This window comes from Pseudomonas sp. W2Jun17 (assembly GCF_023127795.1).
Taxonomy (GTDB): Bacteria; Pseudomonadota; Gammaproteobacteria; order Pseudomonadales; family Pseudomonadaceae; genus Aquipseudomonas; species Aquipseudomonas synxantha_A.
In genome coordinates this window covers 60,246-81,845 of the sequence record NZ_SPKO01000024.1, presented here as the reverse complement: position 1 = coordinate 81,845, position 21,600 = coordinate 60,246, and the positions used below count along the sequence as shown (strand labels likewise).

The window sequence follows — 21,600 nt, the reverse complement described above, 5'->3', positions numbered from 1 at the left end:
AAAGGGCCGTCCGTAGTGCCAGTTCAAGTGAGTGAAGAATGCCCGGGCTGGAGAGTCTCCAGAACGGCCGACAGACGCCGCATCACAGTCTTCACCTTGAGCTCAAGCGTTGTGTCGAGGCTGCCGCGGTCAAGGGCGCTTTCCAGTTCGATGCACGCCTGGGCCAGGCTGAGGGCCTGAACAGCACCCAGGGCGCCGGCGATCGAATGCAGCAATTGGCCGAGGTTGCGGGTATCACGCTGTGCCAGAGCCACACCGATGCGCTGTATGTCCTGCTGCACGCTGCTGATGAACAGCGGGCGCATCTTGTCCGACAGTTGCACACTGTCGTCGAATACCGACGCGGCAGGCTCAACCGGGGGCTGGACCTTGCACAGCTTGATCAACTGGCCACGCAGGGTTTGCAGGCTCAAGGGCTTGACGATCCAGGCGTTCATGCCCACCGCCAGGCAACGCACGCCTTCCTCACGCATCGCATTGGCGGTCACGCCGATAATCGGCAACTGAGGGTCATGTTCGCGCAGGATTCTGGCCAGCTCGTACCCATTCATCAACGGCATATTCACGTCGGTCAGTACCAGGTCGAAAGCCTGGGGTTGCCACAATTGCAACGCCTGCTCGCCGTTGGCGGCCAGGCTCACTGAGCAACCGAGTGCCTCCAGCTGCTCCTTGATGATCGCCTGGTTGACCGGGTTGTCCTCGGCCACCAGGATGCGCAGCCCCAACCGCCCCGCGCTTTGTGGTCGGGTCGGCGTCGGCTGCTCATGCTTGCCATGCTGCGCCAGTGACACGGTGGCGGCGAGGGCGCGTACGTCGTGCAGATCCACCACCCAGCCTTGCGCCGTGTGCAGCGGCGGGCTGTGCGCACCCGGCAGGCACAGCACGCGCTGGCCGACCCATGGCCTGGCGGGCTCCCTGGGCAACAGGTCCACCAGCACTGCATGGTGGTTGTCTTTGTCTTGGGTGGTCGCCGCCAGGGCGGCGGTAATGCCTAGGCGGTTGAGCCAGTCACTCATCGCCTGCGCCAGTTCGCGTACCGGTGCCTGTACGTATACCGGCGTCGGGCTGGGTTCGATCAGCGGCAGGTTGGTGAGTGTGCCGCCACACAGCGGCAGGCGCATTTTCAACGTAAAGCTGCTGCCCAGCCCAGGCTCGCTGACCACACGGATCTCGCCGTCCATCATCTGCGCCAGCCACCGGCAGATCGGTAGGCCAAGCCCGGCGCCACCTTCGCTGGCGGTGTCCGGCGCCTGGTAGAACACATCGAAGAGCTTGGCCTGCTGCGCCTCGGGGATGCCTACGCCCGAGTCGGTGACTTGCCATTGCAGGTCGACATGATTGGCGTCGCGCCCCGTCACCCTGGCACGAATCACCACGCGCCCGAAATCGGTGAATTTGATCGCGTTGCTGACCAGGTTATTGAGAATCTGGCGGATGCGCATCGGGTCGCCCATCACGCAGTCCGGCAACTGCGGGTCAATGCAGCTATAGAGCTGCAGCCCCTTGCGCTGGGCGAAAGCGGCGTAGGTGTGCAGGGTGTCTTCGAGCATGTCCAGCGGGCAGAACTCCACAGCTTCTATCGCCATTTGCCCGGACTCGATCTTCGAGACATCCAGCACATCGCTGATCAGTTGGAACAGCGTGGCGGACGAGCGCTGGATGGTGTGAAGGTAGGCCTTCTGGTGTGGGTCAAGGTTCGTCAGACCGAGTAATTCGAGGGTGCCGAGCACGCCATACAGCGGCGTGCGGATTTCATGGCTCATCGTTGCCAGGAACAACGTCTTGGCCTCGCTGGCCGCATCGGCGGCGTGACGCGCTTCCTCCAGGGACTGGGCATCTTCGATATGCCGGGTAATATCGTTGAAAGCGTACAGGCGCACGTTTTCAGCCTGATAGCGGGTCGACACAAAGCCGATCTGCAGGTGCCGGCCCTCGATCTCCAGATGCGTTTCTCCGCTCTCAGCCATGTCGTGCTTACCGGCCATGGCCGCCACCAAACGTGCGGTACCCGGCCATTGCTGGGCCCGCTGGTTTTCGATCAACACCTTGCCATCGCTGCGTCGCACCACGCATAACCCGGTGGGGGCGGTGTCGATGATCACGCGGCTGAATGCCACGCTTTCGGCAATGCGTTCGTGGGCCAGTTGCGCCGGCGTAATCACCTGGCGCCGATACCAGCGACTGCCGGCCCAACCCAGGGTGATCAGGCTGAACAGCAGCAAAGCCAAGGTGCTCAACGGCCACAATGCGGAGTGAAAGAAGTGCGAGTAGTTCAGGCCATAGACCGCGCTCCAGGGCTGGTCGCCGGCCTGGGTTATCTTGAATTCAATGCCGTTGGCCGTGAAATGCACACCGTCGCTGAGCTGCGCCTGGATGGTAGGCCCGATCAACCGGCTGCCGTCAGGGCCAATCAGGGTGAAGCGATCAAACGCCGAGTGATTCAATGCGCGCTGTACATCGTCGACCTGCGACACGTCGAGCAGGGTGCCGATCACTGCCTGGCCCTGTGCGTCGAGTGGCAGGCCGATGTAGGCCAGCAAATATTCGGGTTCGGGTCCGGCCTGCCAATACACCCGATTCTGCTCAAGCGGCTGCGGTGTCTGTGCGAGGATTTGCTGCACAGCGTTGACTCGCGCCACGGGGTTGTCGGTATCCTCGGGGCTTTCCCGGTGCTGATAGCCCACGGACGGAACAGTGATGGTGTAGTTCGCCTGACGATTGAGCAGAAAGGTTTGCGGCGCCTCGTACGGCGACGAGGACCAGAAGGCGCTGTAGTAACTGGTCAGGTGCGCGCCCAGGGCAAAAATCGGCGGTCTGGCGGCGGCGCCGATCTGCTGTTCATCGAACTTGATGCTGAACGGTACCGAAAACGAATACTTCTGGCCTTCGTACAACGTGCGGCGGTTGTCGACCATGCGGCTCTTGAGGCTGATCTGCACGTGGGTGGCGTGCAGCAGTTCGGCCTGGATGCCGGGATGCGTCAGGCTCTTGAGGTAGGTTTGCTGATCTGAGAGATTTTCCATCAGTCGCGCAAAGTGAAAGCGCATGGCGCCGTACCGGATTTCGACGCCCCTTTGCAGAGACCAGTAATTGGTCAGTACCAGTAGCAAAGCAATTCCCATCAGGACCATCAAGCCCTTGTTCAGGCGCAATGAGCTGCGGGTAAAGGCTTCGAGGATCGCGTTGTTGTGCTTCATCAGGGGGTCCGCAGGCGCAGGAAAAATCGGCACTGGATGCTGCTTACTCCTTTAAAGGGCAAGTAATCCGGGGCCGCCAGCTAGTGAGATGTCGCGGGGCCATCATTGTTCAGTAGTTGCTGAAATTGGTCCGAAGACACGGCGTGAGAGATCAGGAAACCCTGCACCTGATTGCAGTCGATTTTGCGCAGCAGCGCCAATTGCTGCGGGGTTTCCACGCCCTCGGCGACCACCGTCAGACCCAACTTGCGGCCCAGCGCGATAATGCTCGCCAATGCCTGGGCGATGCCTTCGTTGTCGTGACTGCCCTGCACCAGTGCCTGGTCGATCTTCAGTTCGGTAAAGGGCGTGGACACCAGATTGAGGTAGGAGCTGTAGCCCTTGCCGAAATCATCCTGGGACAAACCGAACCCCTTGATCCGCAATCGGCAGGCGCCGGCGTAGAAGTTGCTGATGTCCTGCGGCACCGAACACTCCATCAACTCAAAGCAGATCATGCCCGGGATACCATTGTGGTGCAGCACGAACTCCAGCAAACGGTCTGCCAGGTCATGGCTGTTGAGCAAGTGGGTCGGCAGGTTGATCGACACTGGAATTTCATAGCCGCGCTGGCGCCAGTGTTCCTGGGCGTGGATCGCTTGCTTGAGCACCAGCCACAACAGCCGCTCCTCCAGTTCGAACGCCTTGATCGCCGGCAGGAACGCGGCAGGCAGCATCACGCCTTGCTCGGGGTGCATCCAGCGCACCAGGGCTTCGGCGGCGACGATACGGCCGTTGGCCAGGGATTTTTTCGGCTGGAACCAGGCCTGGAACTGGCCGCTGCTCATGGCCTGCACCAGCGTGTGACGGTCGATGTCCATGTGCTCTGGTAATTCGGGGGCAGGCTTGCGCACCCTGTTTCTGAGTTGGTTGACCAGGGTGCGCAAGGCCTCGGCGTTCACGGGTTTGGAAATCAGGCCAATCACTTCCACATCGAGGTTTTTCGCCACCAGGCTGGCCGCCATCAGCATGCGTCTCGACGCCGCGCTCATGATCGCCAGCGCCGGCTTGCAGCGCAGGCTGGCCAGGCACTGGATAAACTGCACGCCGTCCATGCCGGGCATCAGCAGGTCGGTCAGTACCAGGTCGAAGTCCCGCTGGCGCAGGCGCTCCAGCGCTTCTTTGCCATCCTCGGCGGTTTCGAGCAGGAAATCTCCCAACTCGCTGAGCAGGTTCTGCAGGTAGATATGCTGCAGGGGATGGTCCTCGACAATCAGAATACTAAGGGGCTTCATGGGGGATCCGTGCATAAGGCGCCAGGGAGTTGAATAGAGCCCGCAACGCAAAGGGTTTGACCAGGCAATGGTTCATGCCGGCGGCCAGGCACAGGTCGGCCTCGCCGCGCATGGCGTTGGCGGTGGCCCCGATAATCGGCAACGTGCAGCCCTGTCGACGCAGTTCACGCGCCAGTTCATAGCCGTTGATATGGGGCATGTTCACATCCGTCAACACCACGTCGAAATTGCCGGCGGTGTAGAGCTGTAACGCTTGCTGACCGTCGGCCGCCAGCTCCACGGTGCAGCCGAGTTCTTCGAGTTGATCACGCAAAATCAGCTGGTTGATGATGTTGTCCTCGGCCACCAGCAGGTGCAGGTTGAGTTTGTTCAGGTCCCGCCGGTGCGTTTGCTCATCGGCGCGGGCCACCCATAGCCCTTGCGCCTGGCTCACGGCCTGATGAATAGCCCCCAGGTGGTTGAGGTTGACGTGCCAGGCGCCGGCGTCGGCTTCTACGCCGGGGCAGGCGTTGCTGCTTACGTGAATCACCGGCCCGGGCCACTCGGGCACCAGCAACGGGTCGACGCTGCCGGGGTGCACTTGCAACAGCAGATGCGTGTCCGCCAGCGTCGGCAAGCCGGCCTGGGCCCTTGCGCCCCAACGGCGCAACCAGCCGGCGATCGCGTTTGCCAGTTCCGGGATCGGCGAGGCCACGTAAATGGTCTCGGCCAGCAACGGTGTCATCGGTGCAACAGATGCTTCCTCCAACGGCAGGATCAGGCTGAAACTGCTACCCAGGCCGAGTTCGCTGACCATGCGGATATTGCCGTTCATCAACTCCGTCAGACGCTGGCAAATCGGCAGGCCCAGGCCGGTGCCGGCAACCACATTGGTATTGCCTTCACTCTGGTAAAACGGCTCGAAGATCATCGCCTGGTCTTCCTGGGCGATACCTTTGCCGGTGTCTGAGACTTGCTACAACAGGCTGGAGCGTTCGCCGTCGCGGCCCAGCACTTTGACCCGCAGCACCACGCGCCCATAGTCGGTAAATTTCACCGCGTTGTTGAGCAGGTTATTGAGAATCTGGCGGATACGCGTCACGTCACCGATCAGCCGTTCCGGCAACTTGGGATCGAAGCAGGCATACAGCTGCAGGCCCTTGGCGTGGGCCGCTGCGGCGTAGCCCTGGATGATTTCATGCACAAGGTCCAGCGGCGAGAACTCGCTCATCTCCAGTGCCAGCTGCCCGGCTTCGATCTTTGATACGTCCAGCACATCGCAGATCAGTTGCAGCAAGGTCGACGATGAGCCTTCGATCGCCTGCAGGTAGTCCTTTTGTTGCGCATCCAGTTGCGTGCGCGCCAACAGTTCCAGGGTGCCGAGCACGCCATACAGCGGTGTACGGATTTCATGGCTCATGGTCGCCAGGAACAGAGTTTTTGCCGCGTTGGCTGCGTCCGCCGATTGCCGCGCCTCTTCCAGCGCTGCCTCGACCTGCTTGCGCGCACTGATATCACTGAAGGCGCAAAACAGCACGTCTTCGCCTTTGTAGCGGGTCGGTGCACTGCTCAGGTACAGGTGACGGCCGTCGATGGTTTCAAAGTAGTCACTGCGCTCGGAAGGTCCGTTGGCAAAGGCTTGCTCGATCCAGCCGGCGCGCAGCGCCTCGCGCTCCGGCCCGTTACCCAGCCATTGCTGGGCCAGGGTGTTTTCCAGTACCACCTGGCCGTCGGTGCGGCGCAGCACGCAGAGGGCCACTGGCGCGGTCTGGATCACATCGCGGCCGAAGGCTTCGCTTTCAATCAACGCCTGGATGCGATGGATCGACGGAATGATGAAACGCTGGTCGACGCGGCGCATCACCAGCCAGATCAGTGTCAGGCTGAACAGGCAGAATAGCAGCGAACCGAGCAGCTGTTTCCACAAGCCGGTGACCACCGCACGCAGGTCGATGGAGTACATCAACTGCCACTCAGAGGACTTCAGGTGTTTGCGAATCACCAGATGGTCGGGTAGCCAGCCGTTGCCGACAAAACCGAAAAAACTGTCTTCGCCGGGCCTCAGGTGTTGCTGGCTCAACTGTGTATCGGTGCTGTTGGTGAACACCAGCATGCCCTGGGAATTGAGCATCATGAACTCACCGGCGCTCTGGTCGCTGAGTGTCGAGGAGACTTCACGGCTATCCATCTCCAGGCCGAGCCAGCCGGAGTCGCGATCACGCTCGTCCAGGCGGATGAAGATATACAGGTGCGAGTGCTGTTCAGTCCTGTCGCTCAGCCAAAGTTCGTTAAGCGTGGCCGGGTCGGTGTGCTGCAGGGCCTTGAGGCGGTTGAGCATGCATTTGGAAATCGGCAATACCTGCGGGGTGGCGTCGTAAAGGCGCATCACTTGCGGGGTGGGGCCGGCGTTGACATAGAGCAGGTTAAGCTGTTTGGCCTTGAGGTAGTCGCGCATGCGTGCGGTCAGCCAGATGCTCCACTGGTTGCCCGATGTGTCGCCCAATTCCAGGTGTTGTTCTTCGGTCGAGGACGGATAGACCCTGGACTGCTTGCGCACTGCCGACAGGCTCAGGCTTTCGAGCAGGGCTTGGCGGTTGGTGAAAAAGGTATGGGCTTCGGCAATGGCGCTGCTCATGTAGCCGCGGCGCTGGGAGATGTCGTTGTTGAAGGTCGACAGCAAAAAGGTATAGACCCCGCTGAGGATGCCTACCAGCAGCACAGTCGCAAAAATACGAAGCAGCCTTCTGGCTGCTTCGGGTCGGGAGAGGACGGGGTTGATCTGGAGCAGATAACTTTTCAATCGCATCGGCAGACTTTACGTCTCGGCCTTTGCCGGTGGCATAAGACGATCCTTAAAAATCACCTACTTGTAGTACATATCCACCACCACGGCAGCGTCGAACGCTCCGGGAATCGGTAGGGTGCGCCACTTGAGGTCGGCGCGGAATTCATCGTGGCTCTGGCCCAGGCCCATCAGTTCCTGCAGCGTGAACCAGTTGTTGAAGGGCAGTTGCTGCTGGCTCTCGGCGCGAGACAGCGAGATGCCGACTGAGCTGTTGTTGTCCGGCACCAGCAGGCCATTGTTCACACTGCCGCCGCCCGGCGTGGTGGCGAAGCGTGCGCTGACGGTATAGGGCGTGTCGCAGCCCTTGCGCAGGTTCAGGCTAAAGTTCGCGCTGCTGGCGACTTCACCGATCGCGGCCTTGCGCGAAGGTGTGGGGAAGTTGACCACGCTGGGGCTGATGGTCAGTTCGGGAGTGCAAGGCACGAAGCGGATATCGTTCATGCCGGTGACCACATAATTGAAGTTGCTGTTGGGTCGTGAGTTGAGCCCGCGCACGCCGTCTAGTTGGAACACGCGGTAAGAGGTCAGCGTGCTGGCCTGGCCGCTCGGTGGCGTGGGGTCGTACTTCTCGATGAACACGCTGAAATTGAGGGTGAAGCGCGCCTTGTCCCAGCCCACGCAGTTGGACAAATTGCAGCCTCGGTCGGAGAAGAAACCGGTACCGACCTTACCGGTGCTTTGGGTAATCGGTTGGTTGTTATAGCGAATGCCCACGCGAATCCCGGTGCCGATACTCACGCTGGCCGGGTTGACGTAGAAATACACTTCCTCGCGGCCGTGGAGGTAGTCGTCCTTGCAGATGACATTGGTCGAGCGCGGGCCGGATTCCCAAATGATGGTGCCGTTGGGTGCGTCGGCGGCGACTGCCAGCGCCGTGCCCAGCGCTTCCTGGGTGATGATCGAGTTGGTGCCGTCCTCGCGGCAGGCCAGTGCGTAGCTGGTGGCGGGCAAGACCGCGCAGGTCAACACCAGAAGCGGTAAACAGCGTTTGCTCAGTGACATCGGTTCAAATACCCCGTGATTTATCAGTTGAGCGCCGTGCTATGACGGGCTTGCAAACCGATATCGGTGATTTCGGTGAAGTGGAGAGTGGCGCCCTTGGGCACAGCGTCGAGCGCGGTCAGGGTTTTGCGTTCATGGGGCTTGAGCAGCAGGTAATCGCTGAGCGTCTGGCTGTCGGTTCGCAGGTTGACCAGCGACAGGTGGAAGGCGCTGGGGTTGTTGACGGTTACCGTGCGCCCGTCGCTGCTCCATACCAATTGCTGCACCGCCTCGGCCGAGCCGCCCTGGAGTGCGGGGGGCCGGTAGAACAGCTTGAGCCGCTGGCGGATCGCGAATTGCACGCTGTTGGGGTCTTCGGGCTTGAGCGGGATCTCCATGATATTGAGCCAGAACAGCGATTCGCGATCGCTGGGCAAGCCCTCACCGGCATACAGGATGCGCAGCTTGTGATGCTCCCCGGCGCCCAGTTGTACCAATGGCTCGGTGGCGGCAAAGGGCACGGTGCGGTCGGCTGATTCGTCCTCGCCGGTGATCCAGGTTTGCACCACCACTTCCCGCGAGGCCTGGTTGACCACGCTGATACCGGCGGCCTTGTCCTGGCCGAAATAGATCAGGCGGGTGCCTTCAATCTTCAGCGCCGCATCGGCAGGCGGGGGCGCAAGCACCAGCAGGCCGCAGGCGAGCAGCACCATTCTGAGTAGAAACATGAACACGGCAATTCCATGGTCGGGTAAGGGAACGCAGCTCATGGTAGGTGGCGAGTGGCGCGAAGGCTTTGAGGCGATTCTTAAAAGTACGGTGTGCCCCGGATTGCCGTTTCAGAATCGCCTTAAAGTCAGGGTTCACCCCTGACGGTTAAGTTGTTCAGCGTTGAATGATCGACGCTGATGCCCAACTGTCAGGTTTACCCTATGTCCAATAAAGCGTTACGCCTTCTGATTGCCGATGCGGAGCTTTTGCAACGGATCAAGATCGAGAAAATGCTCAACCAGCTGGGCTATCACCGCATCGCGCCGTTGAGTTCGTTCGACGAGTTGCAGGCACTGACACGCTCGGGCGTTGTGGCGTTTGACCTGCTGATCATCAACACTGCGCTAGTGCACTCACGGCAGGTCAACCTGCTCAAGTACTGCCATGACAACCCGTTGATCCGCCATACGCTGATCTATGACGGACAATGTGCGCAGCGCTCTGTGGTGTCGGTCTCGGTCAGCCAGACCCTGCACCTGTCGTTGTCACAATCGCCCGACTTCAACTCCCTGCGTCGCTGCATGGAAATTGTTGATCCGGCGCACAGTTCCCCGACCGTTGAGCGGCCGATACTGCGCACCGTGGACGGCCGGTCGCCCCCGCCTTCGATGAGCCCGCGGGCGGTCTACCAAGGCGACCCGACTGTGGTGGCATGTGCCGTGGGGTTGTTTCCCAAGCGCTGATCGTATCGCGCGGCATCAGTCACGCCAGACGGGCTGATCAGCAAGGCCCAGTGCCCAATGAGGTTGCCGTGGCCGCAGGCACACACCGCCGACCCACCGCTCATGGCTGGCGTGGTCCAGCCAGCAGGCATTGCCATCCAGCACCTGCTGCGCCAGTGGCGTCAACGCCAATACGCGGCGCGGCCACTCCACGCCCGTTTCGGACTCGATCAGCAGCGGCGCCGCCCCATCAATCAATGGGCGCAGCAGCGCATGGAACATCATGTCGCCCAGGAAAGGCAGTGGCTCGCGCTTGGCCATCAACTCGGCAAACACCCGGCCGAAAGGCACAGGCCCGGCCTCGGCGATATACCTCAGGGACAAACGTTCAGTCAGCGACAAACCGTCCTCGATACCCGGCAACTCCTGTAGCTGGCGCCGTAACGCCGGTGCCAGAAAAGGCAGGGCAGGGTGATTGCCATGGGCCAGTTCCGCAAGCTTGAGCGGTGAGCTGTCGCAATAAGCCGACCAGGCCCGTTTGGCCAATTGCACTGCGTTGTCGTCGATCAAGCGCCGCTGCGGCCAGAGCCAGGCCAGCACATCGGGGGCCAATTGGCCTATGCCGATAAATCGCTCGACCCCGGGAATGCGGTCGGCCTCAATCAGCTCCAGCTTGCGCGGCGCCTGCTCCAGGCCGGCCAGGGCGCGCACCAGAAACAGTTGGTCGTAGGCGTCCGCCTCGCACCACAGCACACTGTGATCGGTATTGGCCAAGGTTTGTAGTTGGTCGTATTCATCGTTGACGCGATGCGCGACTTCAGTGGAGTCAAGGGCAAAGGCCTGACTGATAAAGGTACTGCGCATCGCGCGGAACGCTTGGCTGGGCAGTTCACGCACTGGCCCCATGCACAACGGGTCCGTGAGCATCCGGAACTGGCCCTTGAACCCGGCCAGTTGCAGGCTGTGGGCAATATCGTTGCCACAGCGCCAGTGGGTGGTGCGGGATTCATCGCTGGCCTCGAAACCAGGGTGGCGGGCGGCAAAGTCGAGGGCGTCGACGTGGGCCTTGAGCTTGGGCCAACTGGCGAAGCCCAGCTGTTTGGCGACCTGCCATTGAGCCTGGGACAAGGTTGCGCTGGGGTCTTGGCTTTTCAGACGCGACAACAGTTCCTTGGCGCGCTTGCGCTGCTGCTCAAGGTTGAGGCGGCCGTCGGTGTTTGAGGCGAAAGGGCGTTGCGACATACGAGCTCCTTGTTCGAACCTTTTCCGCTTTAAGGTTGGGAGTCGTAGAAATGAGGTAGAGCTGTGATGTCCTGGGCGCAGCCCTTTCCGCGGAAGGTGGCGTAGAGAGCGCCAGGCGGCAAATATAGGCAGCATTGCTATTCGGCGCAACCCGAAAATGTGGGCGCGGGCTTAAGGTTCTTTGTAGGCGCGAGCTTGCTTGCGAAAAACGCACAGGCGCCACGTTTAATCAGGAACCACGCGTTATCGATGACGTCTTTCGCGAGCAAGCTCGCTCCCACATTAAGGGTTGTGTTTACTTGTCCTTGCGCGCATCCATGGTCTTTTGGTGCTCGGCCAGGAACGGCTGTTCCGCAGGATCAAAACGATCAATCCCGGCCGTAAAGCGATGCCAATAGGGATACAACGGCTGACGCCGGGTGACCGCCTCGATGCGTGACGATTGTTCCTCGGTCAGCTTCAGTTCAGTCGCGGCAAGGTTATCGCGCAGGTGCTCTTCGGTACGCGCTCCGACGATCAGCGAGGTGATCCCCGGCCGATCCTTGAGCCAGGCCAGGCAGGTACGGGCGACCGAGACGCCATGCTCATCACCGACGGCGGCAAGGGTTTCGATAATGTCCAGGGCACGCTCCTGGTCATGCACATAGGGTTCCGGCCAGCCGCTGCCCTGGCGGGTATTGGCCGGCGGCTTGTGCCCGCGTCGGGTCGTGCCGGTCAGCAAGCCTTCGCCCATCGGGCCCCATACCAAAGTACCGACGTGCTGGTCCAAGGCCAACGGCAGCAATTCGTACTCGGCTTCACGGGATTCCGGGGTGTAGTAGATCTGCTGGGTGATGGGCTTGAGCATGCCGTGCAGCTCAGCCTTGCCCAGGGTTTTCATCATCTGCCAGGCGGTGAAGTTGCTGGTGCCGAAGTAACGGATCTTTCCCGAGCCGACTAACAGACGCAGGGCTTCGAGGGTCTCTTCGATGGGCGTCATGCCGTCCCAGTTATGCAGTTGGTACAGGTCGATATGGTCGGTGCCCAAACGCTTCAAACTGGCTTCACAGGCGCGAATCAAGTGATAGCGCGATGAGCCGGAATTGTTCGGGTTCTGGTCCACCGGGCTGCGGCCCTTGGTCGCCAGCAGAATATCGTTGCGCTTGTCGCCCAAGGCTTTGCCGACGACCTCTTCGGCCAAGCCGTGGGAGTAAAGATCGGCGGTGTCGACCATATTCACCCCGGCATCGAACGCGATATCGAACATACGCTTGGCCAAGGGCACGTCCACTGCGCCGCATTTTTCGAACTCCGCACGACCGCCAAAGGGCACGGTGCCCAGGATGATTTCCGATACCAGCAGGCCGGAATGACCCAGTTGTCGGTATTGCATGTCGCCTCCTACTTAACGTTGCACGTGAAGGTGTGAACGATGGGAAGGGCGATAGTTTGAATTTTTTAATGAAAACTCGTCTGAGGGGGGCGCCGCACCATTGCGGCCACGGGATTTGGCAGGGCGCACTGCTATTGAAGATGGCGAGTCCCGTACGAAAAGTCTTTTTTGTACGTAATAAATTGCTAGTTATTACGTGGTTTATCTGCTGTTGTCGGGGCGTTCCTACATACATTTCCCTTAATGGATAGGTGGCCAAATGTTTTCTATTACCTATCCGTTCGGCTAGCTATTATTTGTCGAAATGATTTGCTAGCGTTTGAATTCATTGACGAGTCGCTGAGGCATGGAAATGGAGCTGAAAGATATTGGTAATACGCCGCTACTCGAATTGGCAACACTTGCTGTGAATGGAAATAGGGTTTTCTCTAAGTGTGAGTACTTGAATCCATCGGGAAGTCATAAGGATCGCACCTATTTAAATATTATCAATAAATTGGAGAAGGCAGGCGTCCTTAAACCTGGTATGACGCTAATTGACTGTTCTACTGGGAACGGAGGGGCTGCACTCGCTTGGATCGGCAGGTTGAAGGGATACGGCGTAAAGATATTCATGCCTGAAGGTATGACCGAGGAGCGGAAAACACAAATACGTACCTATGGGGCGGATATAGTAGAGACTCCAAAAGAGTCTTTTTTGACGGGAGCAGTTCTCCAAGCAAAAGCGTATCTATCCGAGAACTCATCGGAAGAGTTTTATTATCTGGATCAGTCTAATAGCCTATTGAATAAAGACAGTTGGCGGTGCTGTGGGAAAGAAATCGTGAAACAGTTGAGTGCACAAAATATCGTGCCGGATTTCTTCGTGTGCTCAATCGGTACGGGCGGCACTTTTTCTGGAATCGCTGAGGTATTGAAGCAAACGTACAGCGGGATTAAAACAATAGCGCTGGAGGTTAGCAACTCTGCGCCTCTGTTTGCGCAAAGAAATAATTTGGCGTTCAATCATCGCTCGCACAATTTGATGGGTTTGGGCGCAGGAGTTTTATCAGCGAATACAGACTCCGGTCTAGTTGATGAAATACGAGTGATTGATGATGTCGACGCTTGGGCTCGGATGAAGCACTTCATCGCGTCAGAAAAAATACCCATTGGACCAACCTGCGGAGCCAATCTACTGATGTGTGACGAGATCGTTCAAGCGCATAAACGCAAGAACATAGTCACGTTATTTTTTGATAGCTCTTGGAAGTATGCGAGTCGCTGGGATGGGTTTTATCCTGAGTACAGTGAGGTGCGCCATGTTGCTGGAAGAAGTTTATAAAAAAGCTAAAGTTGTGAGATCTGGAAAATCTCTGACTACGGTCAATGAGTTTACGGATCAGATACCTGCTTTGCGGCCGGAAGTTTTAATTGAGGTCGCGCATAAAATCATCAAAGTCATGGAGCGTGACGTTTCGAAAATTGTCACCGAGGAAGATAAGGGGGCCGCGTTGGCAACCACGGTCTCATTGTTGACGGGTATACCTTTAGCCATGGCCAGGTGGTATTCCTACAGTCTTGGTGGTTTCAATGAGCAAGTGGTCGATATTGACTCCGAATACTACAAGGGACAGTTGTATCTCAACGGCGTCGAAGTTGGCGATCGAGTCATCATCATTGACGATACGCTAAGTTCCGGCGGTGCGGTAATTGCGCTGGTAGACGCTGTGAAAGGGGCGGGTGGTGAAGTGGCAGATGTTGTCTGCGCTGTAGAGAAGGTTGGGAATTTTGGGGTTGAGAATGTAGTAGGTGCGACTGGGATTACCGTTAAAACTATTTTGAAAGTGTTGGTGAGCGAAGATCGAGTAACGGTTGAATGAAAATGCGCGCGCGGGTGGCTAAATGTTGATGCAACGAACCGGGTTAATTATCGGCTTGGTGTTTTGCTTGATCAGTGCGGCATTCGATGTTTATGTTGCGTTGGTCACGCAGTCGATCAGCACGTTGAACGTTATTTTTTATTGTTTTACAACGTCAGCCTGTGTCTTTGGTGTTTGGGCGGTTTATCGAAATCCCAATTCATTGTGGTCAAAGCTCAGAACCCAATGGCGATTGATCGTTATCATCAATCTTGCGGTTCTGTGCAATTGGGGCGGGTTGTTTTACGCACTCCGGTATCTGGAGCCAGCAGTAGTGGGAGTCGCCTCCGTAGCCTGCGGCCCTGCACTCACGTTGATTGTCTCCCTGCTGACCAATCGTAGCGTGAAGGTGGCCGTAGTCGATGCGGTGGTTTCATGGCTGGTGCTCATCTCGGTAGCGATCATGTTGTTCAATTCCCTTGCGGGGGACAGCGGTGTAGTCACCACCACCGCTGTGCAGCGGGTGCTCGGTATCGTTAGCGTATTGACGTGCGCGTTGGGCACGGTCATGTACACGGTTTTTTCTAAAGAGATGTTCGCTCGTCAATGGTCGGTCTACGAGATTTTGGGTGTCAGAAACATCGCGATGGTGGGTGTCTGTGCCGTTGCGATTCCTGCTACAGGAGGCAGCTTTTTACTCGATAGTGGATGGGTTCTGCCTATGGCTATCTTGGTGATAGCCGGACATTTGCTGCCGATTTACCTGATTCAGAAAACCATCTATTACCTCACGCCTATTCACGTTTCCCTGGTATTGCTGACGCTTCCTGTGTTCGTTTTTTTGTTCCAGTACCTGGATTCGAGAGTTGAGTTTTCTGTAGCCAGCCTCTCAGCCGTAACAGTCATCATCTTTTTGCTGTCGTTCAGGTCGTTGCATGCGCTGAAACGGGAGATCGTATGAAAATTGTGATAGTCGATGGGTTCTCATCGGGTAAATTTTTAGCGAAGCAATTGAACGACGATGGCTGCGTGCTGGTGCATGTGGCTTCATCAGCAACACTGGACGGCTATTATTATCAAGGTTTTGATTGCACGCTTTATGAGCAGATGATCGTCAATAGCGATTTTGGAATGACCTTGGCTGAAGTCCAACGCTTCATGCCACAGTTCATCCTCGCGGGTGCAGAAACGGGTGTGCTTCTGGCTGACGAGCTGAATGAGCAACTGCAGCTGCCTTATCGCAATGATTTCGACAAAACTAACGCACGTCGAAACAAGTACGAAATGATCCATTGCATTACCCAGGCGCAGTTGCCGGCCGCAAGGCAGTTCATTACTGATAGTTGGCGTCCTGCACAAGAGTGGATCGATGAACACGGACGTTTTCCTGTGGTCATCAAACCCCTCGAGAGCGCAGGCGCCGATGGGGTGTCTATTTGCGAGGATATGTGCGCGTGCAAAGCTGCTATGGAGCGCCTGTTAGGAACGACCAACAAGCTGAATATACCTAACACGCGGGTCCTGATTCAGGAATACCTGGCGGGACTGGAGTATGTGGTGAACATGGTATCGCTCGACGGGCAACAATTCGTCACTGAAGTCGTCCGTTATCGAAAGCAGCGAACGCCGACCGGCGGCGTACTCTATGACATTGACGAACTGATTGGGCCCGATTCGATGGTTTATCCGATTCTGGTCCAATACACACGAGCAGTGGTGCAGTGCCTGGGGATCCGAAATGGGCCTAGCCATGCGGAGATTATGTTTACTGAAGACGGTCCGAAACTGGTGGAAATTGCTGCCCGCACTGACGGCATTCTTCGGCCTGGGGTTTCAAAGGTAACTACTGGCCTTGGTCAGATCGATGCTGTGGTTTTATCCCTCATGCAGCCTGAGTTATTTGAACAACAACTGGCGAGGAAGATCAATTATCAGCGTCTGCAACATACCTACAATGTTTGCTTGATAAACCGCTCAGAGGGGCGTTTTGAAAAAGATGGGTTCTTGAGGGAGTTACTCAAGCTTGAGTCGTTTTTCGAAGCAGTGTTTTACGTTGAGGACGGCCAGCAGATCGGCGTGACGCAGGATGTTTTCAGTCAGCCGGGCACGGTGTATCTGGTACATGAAGACCCCGCCGTGCTCGAGGCAGATTACCACCAGATTCGCATACTTGAATGGCGGGGGGCTTATCTGGCGGAGTGGTAGCCGTTCGCCATGGATCACCTCATTGTTTCATTCTGTGAAATGCTGGATTGCACAATCTGGTGATTCCATCGCAGGGTTGCCCATAAGAAGATCGCTTCCCTCGACGCGAATACTCGGTCGACAACGATCTGGAGTCTTTCATGCCTGCTATCAAACTGTATGGTTTTCCCTTGTCTGGCCACTCCCACAGAGTCGAGCTGATGTTGTCCCTGTTGGATCTGCCGACTGAATTCATCCTCGTGGACCTCAAACAAGGCGCTCACAAAGCACCTGCGTTCATCGCCAACTTCAACAGCTTCGGACAGGTGCCGGTGATCGACGACGCCGGCACTGTGCTGGCCGACTCCAATGCGATTCTGGTCTACCTTGCCAGTACCTATGGCAAAGGGCAGTGGTTGCCAAGCGACCCCATCGGGCAAGCGCGGGTCCAACGCTGGCTCTCGGCCGCCGCTGGTCAACTCCATGCTGGGCCCGCCACGGCGCGCTTGGCCACGGTGTTTGGCGCCGAGGTGGACACTGTCAGCGCGATCAACCGTGCCCATGCCTTGCTGAGCGTGATGGAACAGCAACTGAGCCAAAGCCGTTTCCTCGCCAGCGATCAGCCAAGCATCGCCGATATTGCGTTCTATACCTACGTGGCCCATGCGCCGGAAGGCAACGTGTCGCTGGCCGACTACCCTGAGGTGCGTGCCTGGCTTGCCAGTATCGAAGCCTTGCCGGGGTTTATCGGTATGCCGCGCACGGCGGTGGGGCTGCAATCTCAGTAACGATCGAGGGACGTCGATGGACCGATTTCATGAAATGCAGGTGTTCCTGGCGGTGGCCGAGGAGGAAGGGTTTGCGGCTGCTGCACGCCGCCTGAAAACCTCGCCACCCAGCGTCACCCGCGCCATTGCCGCTATGGAACAGCGCATCGGTACGCAACTGCTGGCGCGTACCACCCGCAGCCTGCACCTGACCGAAGCCGGCCAGCGTTACCTGGAAGATTGCCGGCGCATCCTTGCCGAGCTGGAGGAGGCTGAGGAAGCGGCCGCAGGCAGTTACTCCATCCCTGGCGGCCAGTTGACGGTGACCGCACCGGTGCTGTTTGGCGAGCTGTATGTGGCGCCTGTGCTGGGGGAGTACCTGGACCAGTTCCCCCTGGTGAACATCAGTGCCTTGCTGGTCGACCGTGTGGTCAATATGACCGATGAAGGCGTCGATGTAGCGGTGCGTATCGGCCATCTGCACGAACCCGGGCAGCAGGCGATCAAGGTCGGCGAAGTGCGCCGGGTGGTGTGTGCATCGCCGGCTTATCTGGACCAACATGGGCGCCCGCAGCGGCCTGAGCAATTGCGGGAAGCCAGGATCGTCACCTCATCGTCCAGCCAACTGGTCAGTGAATGGACGTTCGTCGACGCCGGGCGGCCGCTGAAGATAGCCATTGAGCCGCGTCTGAGCGTTACGGCGAACAATGCCGCAATCAACCTGGCGCGCCTGGGCTGGGGCATGACGCGGGTGCTGTCCTATCAGGTGGCGGCAGCGGTGGCGGCGGGTGAGCTGGAGCTGGTGCTGGAGGCTTTCGAACCGGCGCCGCTGCCGATCCACGTGGTGTTCCAGCAAAACGGCCGCATACCGGCCAAGGTCAACACCTTTGTGGATTTCTTAAGCCAGCGCCTCGGACTGGACCCGGCCCTGAACCCGGCGACGAAGCGGCGCACCTGATGGAGCGCTTTCGCGATATGCAGCTGTTTGCGGCGCTGGCCGGGCAACCCAGCCTGGCCTCGGCGGCACGCCGTGCCCAGGTCTCCGGCCCGACCCTGGTACGTGCGGTTGCGCGCCTGGAGGCACGCTTGCGGGTGGTGTTGCTGCAACGCAGCACACGTGGGGTCAACCTCACCGATGCAGGCCAGGCTTACCTTACCGACTGCGTGCGCTTGCTGGCAGCGGTGGACGCGGCCGAAGCCTCGGCCAACGGCGCCCATGTGCACGCCCAGGGCAACCTGCGGATATGCCTGCCGTTGCTGTTCAGCCGCTATGTGATGGCGCCACTGCTGGCTGGCTATATGGATCACTACCCGGCGGTGCGTGTCATCGCCCATTACCACGACTATTATCCCAACCTGCACGAAGAGGGGTTTGACGTGGCGGTGTGGGTGGGCCAATTGCCCAGCTCGTCGCTGATTGCACGGCAGGTTGGGCAAGTGCGCACCCTGCTTTGCGCCAGCCCCACGTATTTGGCGGCCAAAGGCGAGCCCCGGCATCCGGCCGACCTCAAGCAACATCATCTGATTGCCAGCGCTGAAGCGGTGCACTGGGGATTCCCCTACTACACCCTCAAGGCCCGCGCACGCCTCAGTTGCGCCACGGTGCAAGGCGCGATCAATGCGGCGGTACAGGGCGCGGGGGTGATTCGTTGCCTCAGTTATCCGGTTCATGATCACCTCATAAATGGCCAACTGCGTCGTGTCTTGCCGGCCTTTGAACTGCCGCCGCTGCCGGTGCATGTGATCTACCGCGAAGGCCGCCATGCGCCGATGCGCGTGCGCAGTTTTGTCGACTACTGCGTCACCGCGTTGCGCGAGCACCCGGCATTTCAGTTGGCGTAATGGTGGATTGCCCAGGGTGGGCATTCTCTGCAGGGTTGGGTAGGCGCAGCATTCGGTTATCCAACCAGAGGTGATCGCCATGAACTCGATCGAACAATCCCCTTGGCATGTCGGCGAACGGCAATTGCAGGAAAGTGCAGGCGTCGCCGAACGCATGGCCATGATCGGGCCGAAGGTCATTCGTGATTATTTGCCCGAGCAGCATCGTGATTTTTATCCGTTGTTGCCTTACCTCATTCTGGGTGTGGTGGACGAACAGGGTATCCCCTGGGCGACCATGCTGGAGGACGCGCCAGGGTTTGCCCATTCACCGGATCCACAGGCGCTGCAAATCGACAGCCTGCCCGCCAGAAGCGACCCGGCCTGGGCTGGCATCACTCGTGGCGCGTCCGTTGGCCTGCTGGGCATCGACCTCGGCACCCGGCGTCGCAACCGCATGAACGGTCGGATCGGAGCGCTGGATCATGACGGCTTTGCGGTGAACGTGGTGCACACCTTCGGCAACTGCCCCAAGTACATCCAACTGCGGCCTGTCGCTGGGGTTGCGCGCAAACCTGGCGATACAGCCGAGCGCAGCACCAGCCTGGACGCCGCCGCCCAAACGCTGATCCGCAACGCCGACACCTTCTTCGTCGCCAGCTACGTGGACCAGCACGGCGAACGCTCGGTGGACGTGTCCCATCGCGGCGGCAACACGGGGTTTGTGCGGGTGGAAGGCAACGTGCTGACCATCCCCGATTTTGCCGGCAACCTGTTTTTCAACACCCTCGGTAACCTGCACGCCAACCCGGTGGCGGGGTTGCTGTTTATTGATTTTGAGACGGGCGACGTGCTGCAAGTGGCGGGACGTACAACGTTGATTCTCAGCGGGCCGCCAGTGGCCGAGTTCGAGGGCGCGCAGCGCTTGTGGACGGTGACGGTGGAGCACCTAGTCCGCCGCCCGGCAGCGTTGGCACTGCGCTGGCAGTTCGCAGGGTTTTCACCGCACAGCCTGGCGATGGGTACCTGGTAGCCTGGCACGCTCTCCCTGGCACAACTACCTCACTGATGCAGTGAGATCAAATGTGGGAGGGGCGGTGCGACGATTCGACTTGCCCCCGATGAGGTAGTGTCAGTAGACACATTTGTGACTGACCCACCGCCATCGGGAGCAAGCCCCCTCCCACAGGGGAACGTCATTGCCTGTTGAGTTTGCGTTTGTTCATCAGGCCACCGGGCATTCCCGGTTCAGCGCTTCATCGACCAGCAACTGCGCAATCTCAATCATCTGCACCACCGCCAGCACATGCTTGCGGCTCTGGCCGTCAAGCTGTTCGGCACAGTCGTAGGCACAGACAGTCGCTGACTCCAGCATTTCGCTGGCATTGCTCAAGGCGGCTTCAGTGCTGAGTCCGGGGCGGACGGTAAAGATGACATCGGGAGGTAGTAGCGGGTTGTTATCCGAGGGGGATGGCGGGGGATTGGGTGTGACTTTCTTCATGGCGAAGCTCCTATGAATGAGCACCTCCATTTCGCTACCACACGAAGTAAGGAGGCGACTGTACACGGGGTGGTAGACCGGTCATAGAAACCCGGCAGGCCGAAGCCTCCCATGCACAGCCGCCACAAAGCAGCCCGCACAAAAAAACGCCCTTGAGCGTTTTGGGGTCTATGAAAGAACTGGGCTACCACACCCATTCGCTGATTTTGCAGCGACCCGCGAAGGTTAGCGGCGACACTCATCGGACGCAACCCGAAGTTTGTGTAAGAGCGGTCTGATGAACTCACTCCTTGGATCAACGTCGGCGGGTGGTAGTTGCCGGAAGGTTGATCGAGATGGAGGCGCAGGCGCTGGGGGCTGAAAACGACAGCTATCTCACTGACGCAATGCGACCCTAATGTGGGAGGGGGCTTGCCCCCGATGGCGGTGGGTCAGTCACAGATGTATTGATTGACACTACCTCATTGGGAGCAAGTCGAATCGTCGCACCGCCCCTCCCACAGTGGGACGTCATTGCTTGTTGAATTGCGTTTATTCATCAGGCCACCGGACGTGCCCGGTTCAGCGCTTTATCCATGAACATGTTGCTGGATGTTGAACCGTCTGACTGAGCAGTTCCTTTGGGTTAGCCTTGTTTTCCTACTGCCAACAAGGACTCGTCATGCAACGAAAGGTCATTAATCCCACGACGGTATTCAATTCGCTGCAATACGGTTTCAGCCAGGCCATGGAAGTGCCGGATGGTCGGCGGATCATGCTTTCCGGGCAGGTGGGCGTGGATGCTCAAGAGTGCACTGTGGGCCCAGGCATTGCCGAGCAGACGGCCATGGCGTTGGACAATGTCGAGAAGGTGCTGGCTGAGGTAGGGGGCGATCTGTCCCATGTGATCATGCTGCGGTTGTATATCGTCGAGTCTGCCCGGGATCAGCAGGAACCGATTGCTGAAGCTCTGCGCCAGCGCTTCGCGCATAACCCGCCGCCGTCTTCGTGGATTATGGTCAGTGGGTTGTCGTTGCCGGATTGGTTGATCGAGGTTGAGGCGGAGGCGGTGGTTCCGTTCAGTTAGGCGAGCGCTTTTTTGAAAGCAGCAAGTAGTGGCTGACAAAGACAGCTATCTCACTGATGCAATGCGATCCAAATGTGGGAGGGGGCGGTGTACACCA

Annotated in this window: 17 protein-coding genes and 1 pseudogene; 10 read left to right on the top strand and 8 right to left on the bottom strand. The window is 58.6% G+C overall.

The window, feature by feature from the left end:
* Positions 1–23: 23 nt before the first annotated feature.
* From E4O98_RS12325 to E4O98_RS12305, 5 genes and pseudogenes are all read right to left on the bottom strand, one after another.
* Positions 24–3,197 carry a hybrid sensor histidine kinase/response regulator gene (locus E4O98_RS12325; protein WP_032881282.1) on the bottom strand — a complete coding sequence of 1,058 codons (3,174 nt, stop codon included), beginning with the start codon at positions 3,195–3,197 and terminating at the stop codon, positions 24–26.
* 80 nt (positions 3,198–3,277) lie between these two features.
* Positions 3,278–4,471, bottom strand: a complete 1,194-nt coding sequence (locus tag E4O98_RS12320; RefSeq protein WP_223019066.1) for an EAL domain-containing protein — start codon at positions 4,469–4,471, stop codon at positions 3,278–3,280.
* Positions 4,458–7,256, bottom strand: a pseudogene (locus E4O98_RS12315) (ATP-binding protein). The gene E4O98_RS12320 and the pseudogene E4O98_RS12315 overlap by 14 nt, the downstream one beginning before the upstream one ends.
* Positions 7,257–7,313: 57 nt before the next feature.
* Complete coding sequence (locus E4O98_RS12310; RefSeq protein WP_248135259.1) at positions 7,314–8,297, bottom strand: fimbrial protein; 984 nt, start codon at positions 8,295–8,297, stop codon at positions 7,314–7,316.
* A gap of 23 nt (positions 8,298–8,320) precedes the next feature.
* Positions 8,321–9,004 carry a molecular chaperone gene (locus tag E4O98_RS12305; RefSeq protein WP_232289389.1) on the bottom strand — a complete coding sequence of 228 codons (684 nt, stop codon included), beginning with the start codon at positions 9,002–9,004 and terminating at the stop codon, positions 8,321–8,323.
* A 204-nt stretch (positions 9,005–9,208) separates the two neighbouring features.
* Between E4O98_RS12305 and E4O98_RS12300 the strand changes: the two genes are divergently transcribed.
* A complete protein-coding gene (locus tag E4O98_RS12300) occupies positions 9,209–9,730 on the top strand; it encodes a chemotaxis protein CheY (protein ID WP_248128619.1) in 522 nt (173 codons plus the stop codon).
* 15 nt (positions 9,731–9,745) lie between these two features.
* Here E4O98_RS12300 and E4O98_RS12295 read toward each other — a convergent pair whose 3' ends face one another.
* Together E4O98_RS12295 and E4O98_RS12290 are read right to left on the bottom strand one after the other, a co-directional pair.
* Positions 9,746–10,951: a DUF1835 domain-containing protein gene (locus E4O98_RS12295; protein ID WP_248135256.1), complete on the bottom strand. Its 1,206-nt coding sequence runs from the start codon at positions 10,949–10,951 to the stop codon at positions 9,746–9,748.
* Positions 10,952–11,246: 295 nt separating this feature from the next.
* Complete coding sequence (locus E4O98_RS12290; protein ID WP_223019062.1) at positions 11,247–12,323, bottom strand: aldo/keto reductase; 1,077 nt, start codon at positions 12,321–12,323, stop codon at positions 11,247–11,249.
* 346 nt (positions 12,324–12,669) lie between these two features.
* On the opposite strand from E4O98_RS12290, the gene E4O98_RS12285 reads away from it, so the two are divergent.
* The 8 genes from E4O98_RS12285 (at position 12,670) to E4O98_RS12250 (ending at position 19,969) form a co-directional block, all read left to right on the top strand.
* Positions 12,670–13,647 carry a cysteine synthase family protein gene (locus E4O98_RS12285; RefSeq protein ID WP_248135254.1) on the top strand — a complete coding sequence of 326 codons (978 nt, stop codon included), beginning with the start codon at positions 12,670–12,672 and terminating at the stop codon, positions 13,645–13,647.
* On the top strand, positions 13,625–14,185 hold the full coding sequence (locus E4O98_RS12280) for a phosphoribosyltransferase family protein (RefSeq protein WP_078821808.1): 561 nt from the start codon (positions 13,625–13,627) through the stop codon (positions 14,183–14,185). The genes E4O98_RS12285 and E4O98_RS12280 overlap by 23 nt, the downstream gene beginning before the upstream one ends.
* A gap of 22 nt (positions 14,186–14,207) precedes the next feature.
* A complete protein-coding gene (locus E4O98_RS12275) occupies positions 14,208–15,125 on the top strand; it encodes a DMT family transporter (protein WP_248090266.1) in 918 nt (305 codons plus the stop codon).
* Positions 15,122–16,369, top strand: a complete 1,248-nt coding sequence (locus tag E4O98_RS12270) for an ATP-grasp domain-containing protein (protein ID WP_248135251.1) — start codon at positions 15,122–15,124, stop codon at positions 16,367–16,369. Before E4O98_RS12275 ends, E4O98_RS12270 begins: the two co-directional genes overlap by 4 nt.
* Positions 16,370–16,509: 140 nt before the next feature.
* Complete coding sequence (locus E4O98_RS12265; RefSeq protein WP_248135248.1) at positions 16,510–17,136, top strand: glutathione S-transferase; 627 nt, start codon at positions 16,510–16,512, stop codon at positions 17,134–17,136.
* A 16-nt stretch (positions 17,137–17,152) separates the two neighbouring features.
* Positions 17,153–18,073: a LysR family transcriptional regulator gene (locus E4O98_RS12260; RefSeq protein WP_248135245.1), complete on the top strand. Its 921-nt coding sequence runs from the start codon at positions 17,153–17,155 to the stop codon at positions 18,071–18,073.
* Positions 18,073–18,957 carry a LysR family transcriptional regulator gene (locus E4O98_RS12255; protein ID WP_248135242.1) on the top strand — a complete coding sequence of 295 codons (885 nt, stop codon included), beginning with the start codon at positions 18,073–18,075 and terminating at the stop codon, positions 18,955–18,957. Before E4O98_RS12260 ends, E4O98_RS12255 begins: the two co-directional genes overlap by 1 nt.
* Before the next feature lie 79 nt (positions 18,958–19,036).
* The gene (locus E4O98_RS12250; protein ID WP_248135240.1) at positions 19,037–19,969 is read left to right on the top strand and encodes a pyridoxamine 5'-phosphate oxidase family protein; all 933 of its coding nucleotides are present in this window, start codon (positions 19,037–19,039) and stop codon (positions 19,967–19,969) included.
* 192 nt (positions 19,970–20,161) lie between these two features.
* Here the strand turns inward: E4O98_RS12250 and E4O98_RS12245 are convergent, their stop codons facing one another.
* Positions 20,162–20,437, bottom strand: a complete 276-nt coding sequence (locus tag E4O98_RS12245; protein WP_116665340.1) for a DUF6124 family protein — start codon at positions 20,435–20,437, stop codon at positions 20,162–20,164.
* 661 nt (positions 20,438–21,098) lie between these two features.
* Here E4O98_RS12245 and E4O98_RS12240 point away from each other — a divergent pair.
* Entirely contained in the window at positions 21,099–21,503 is a 405-nt protein-coding gene (locus E4O98_RS12240) for a Rid family hydrolase (RefSeq protein ID WP_148853594.1), read from the top strand.
* Positions 21,504–21,600 lie beyond the last annotated feature (97 nt).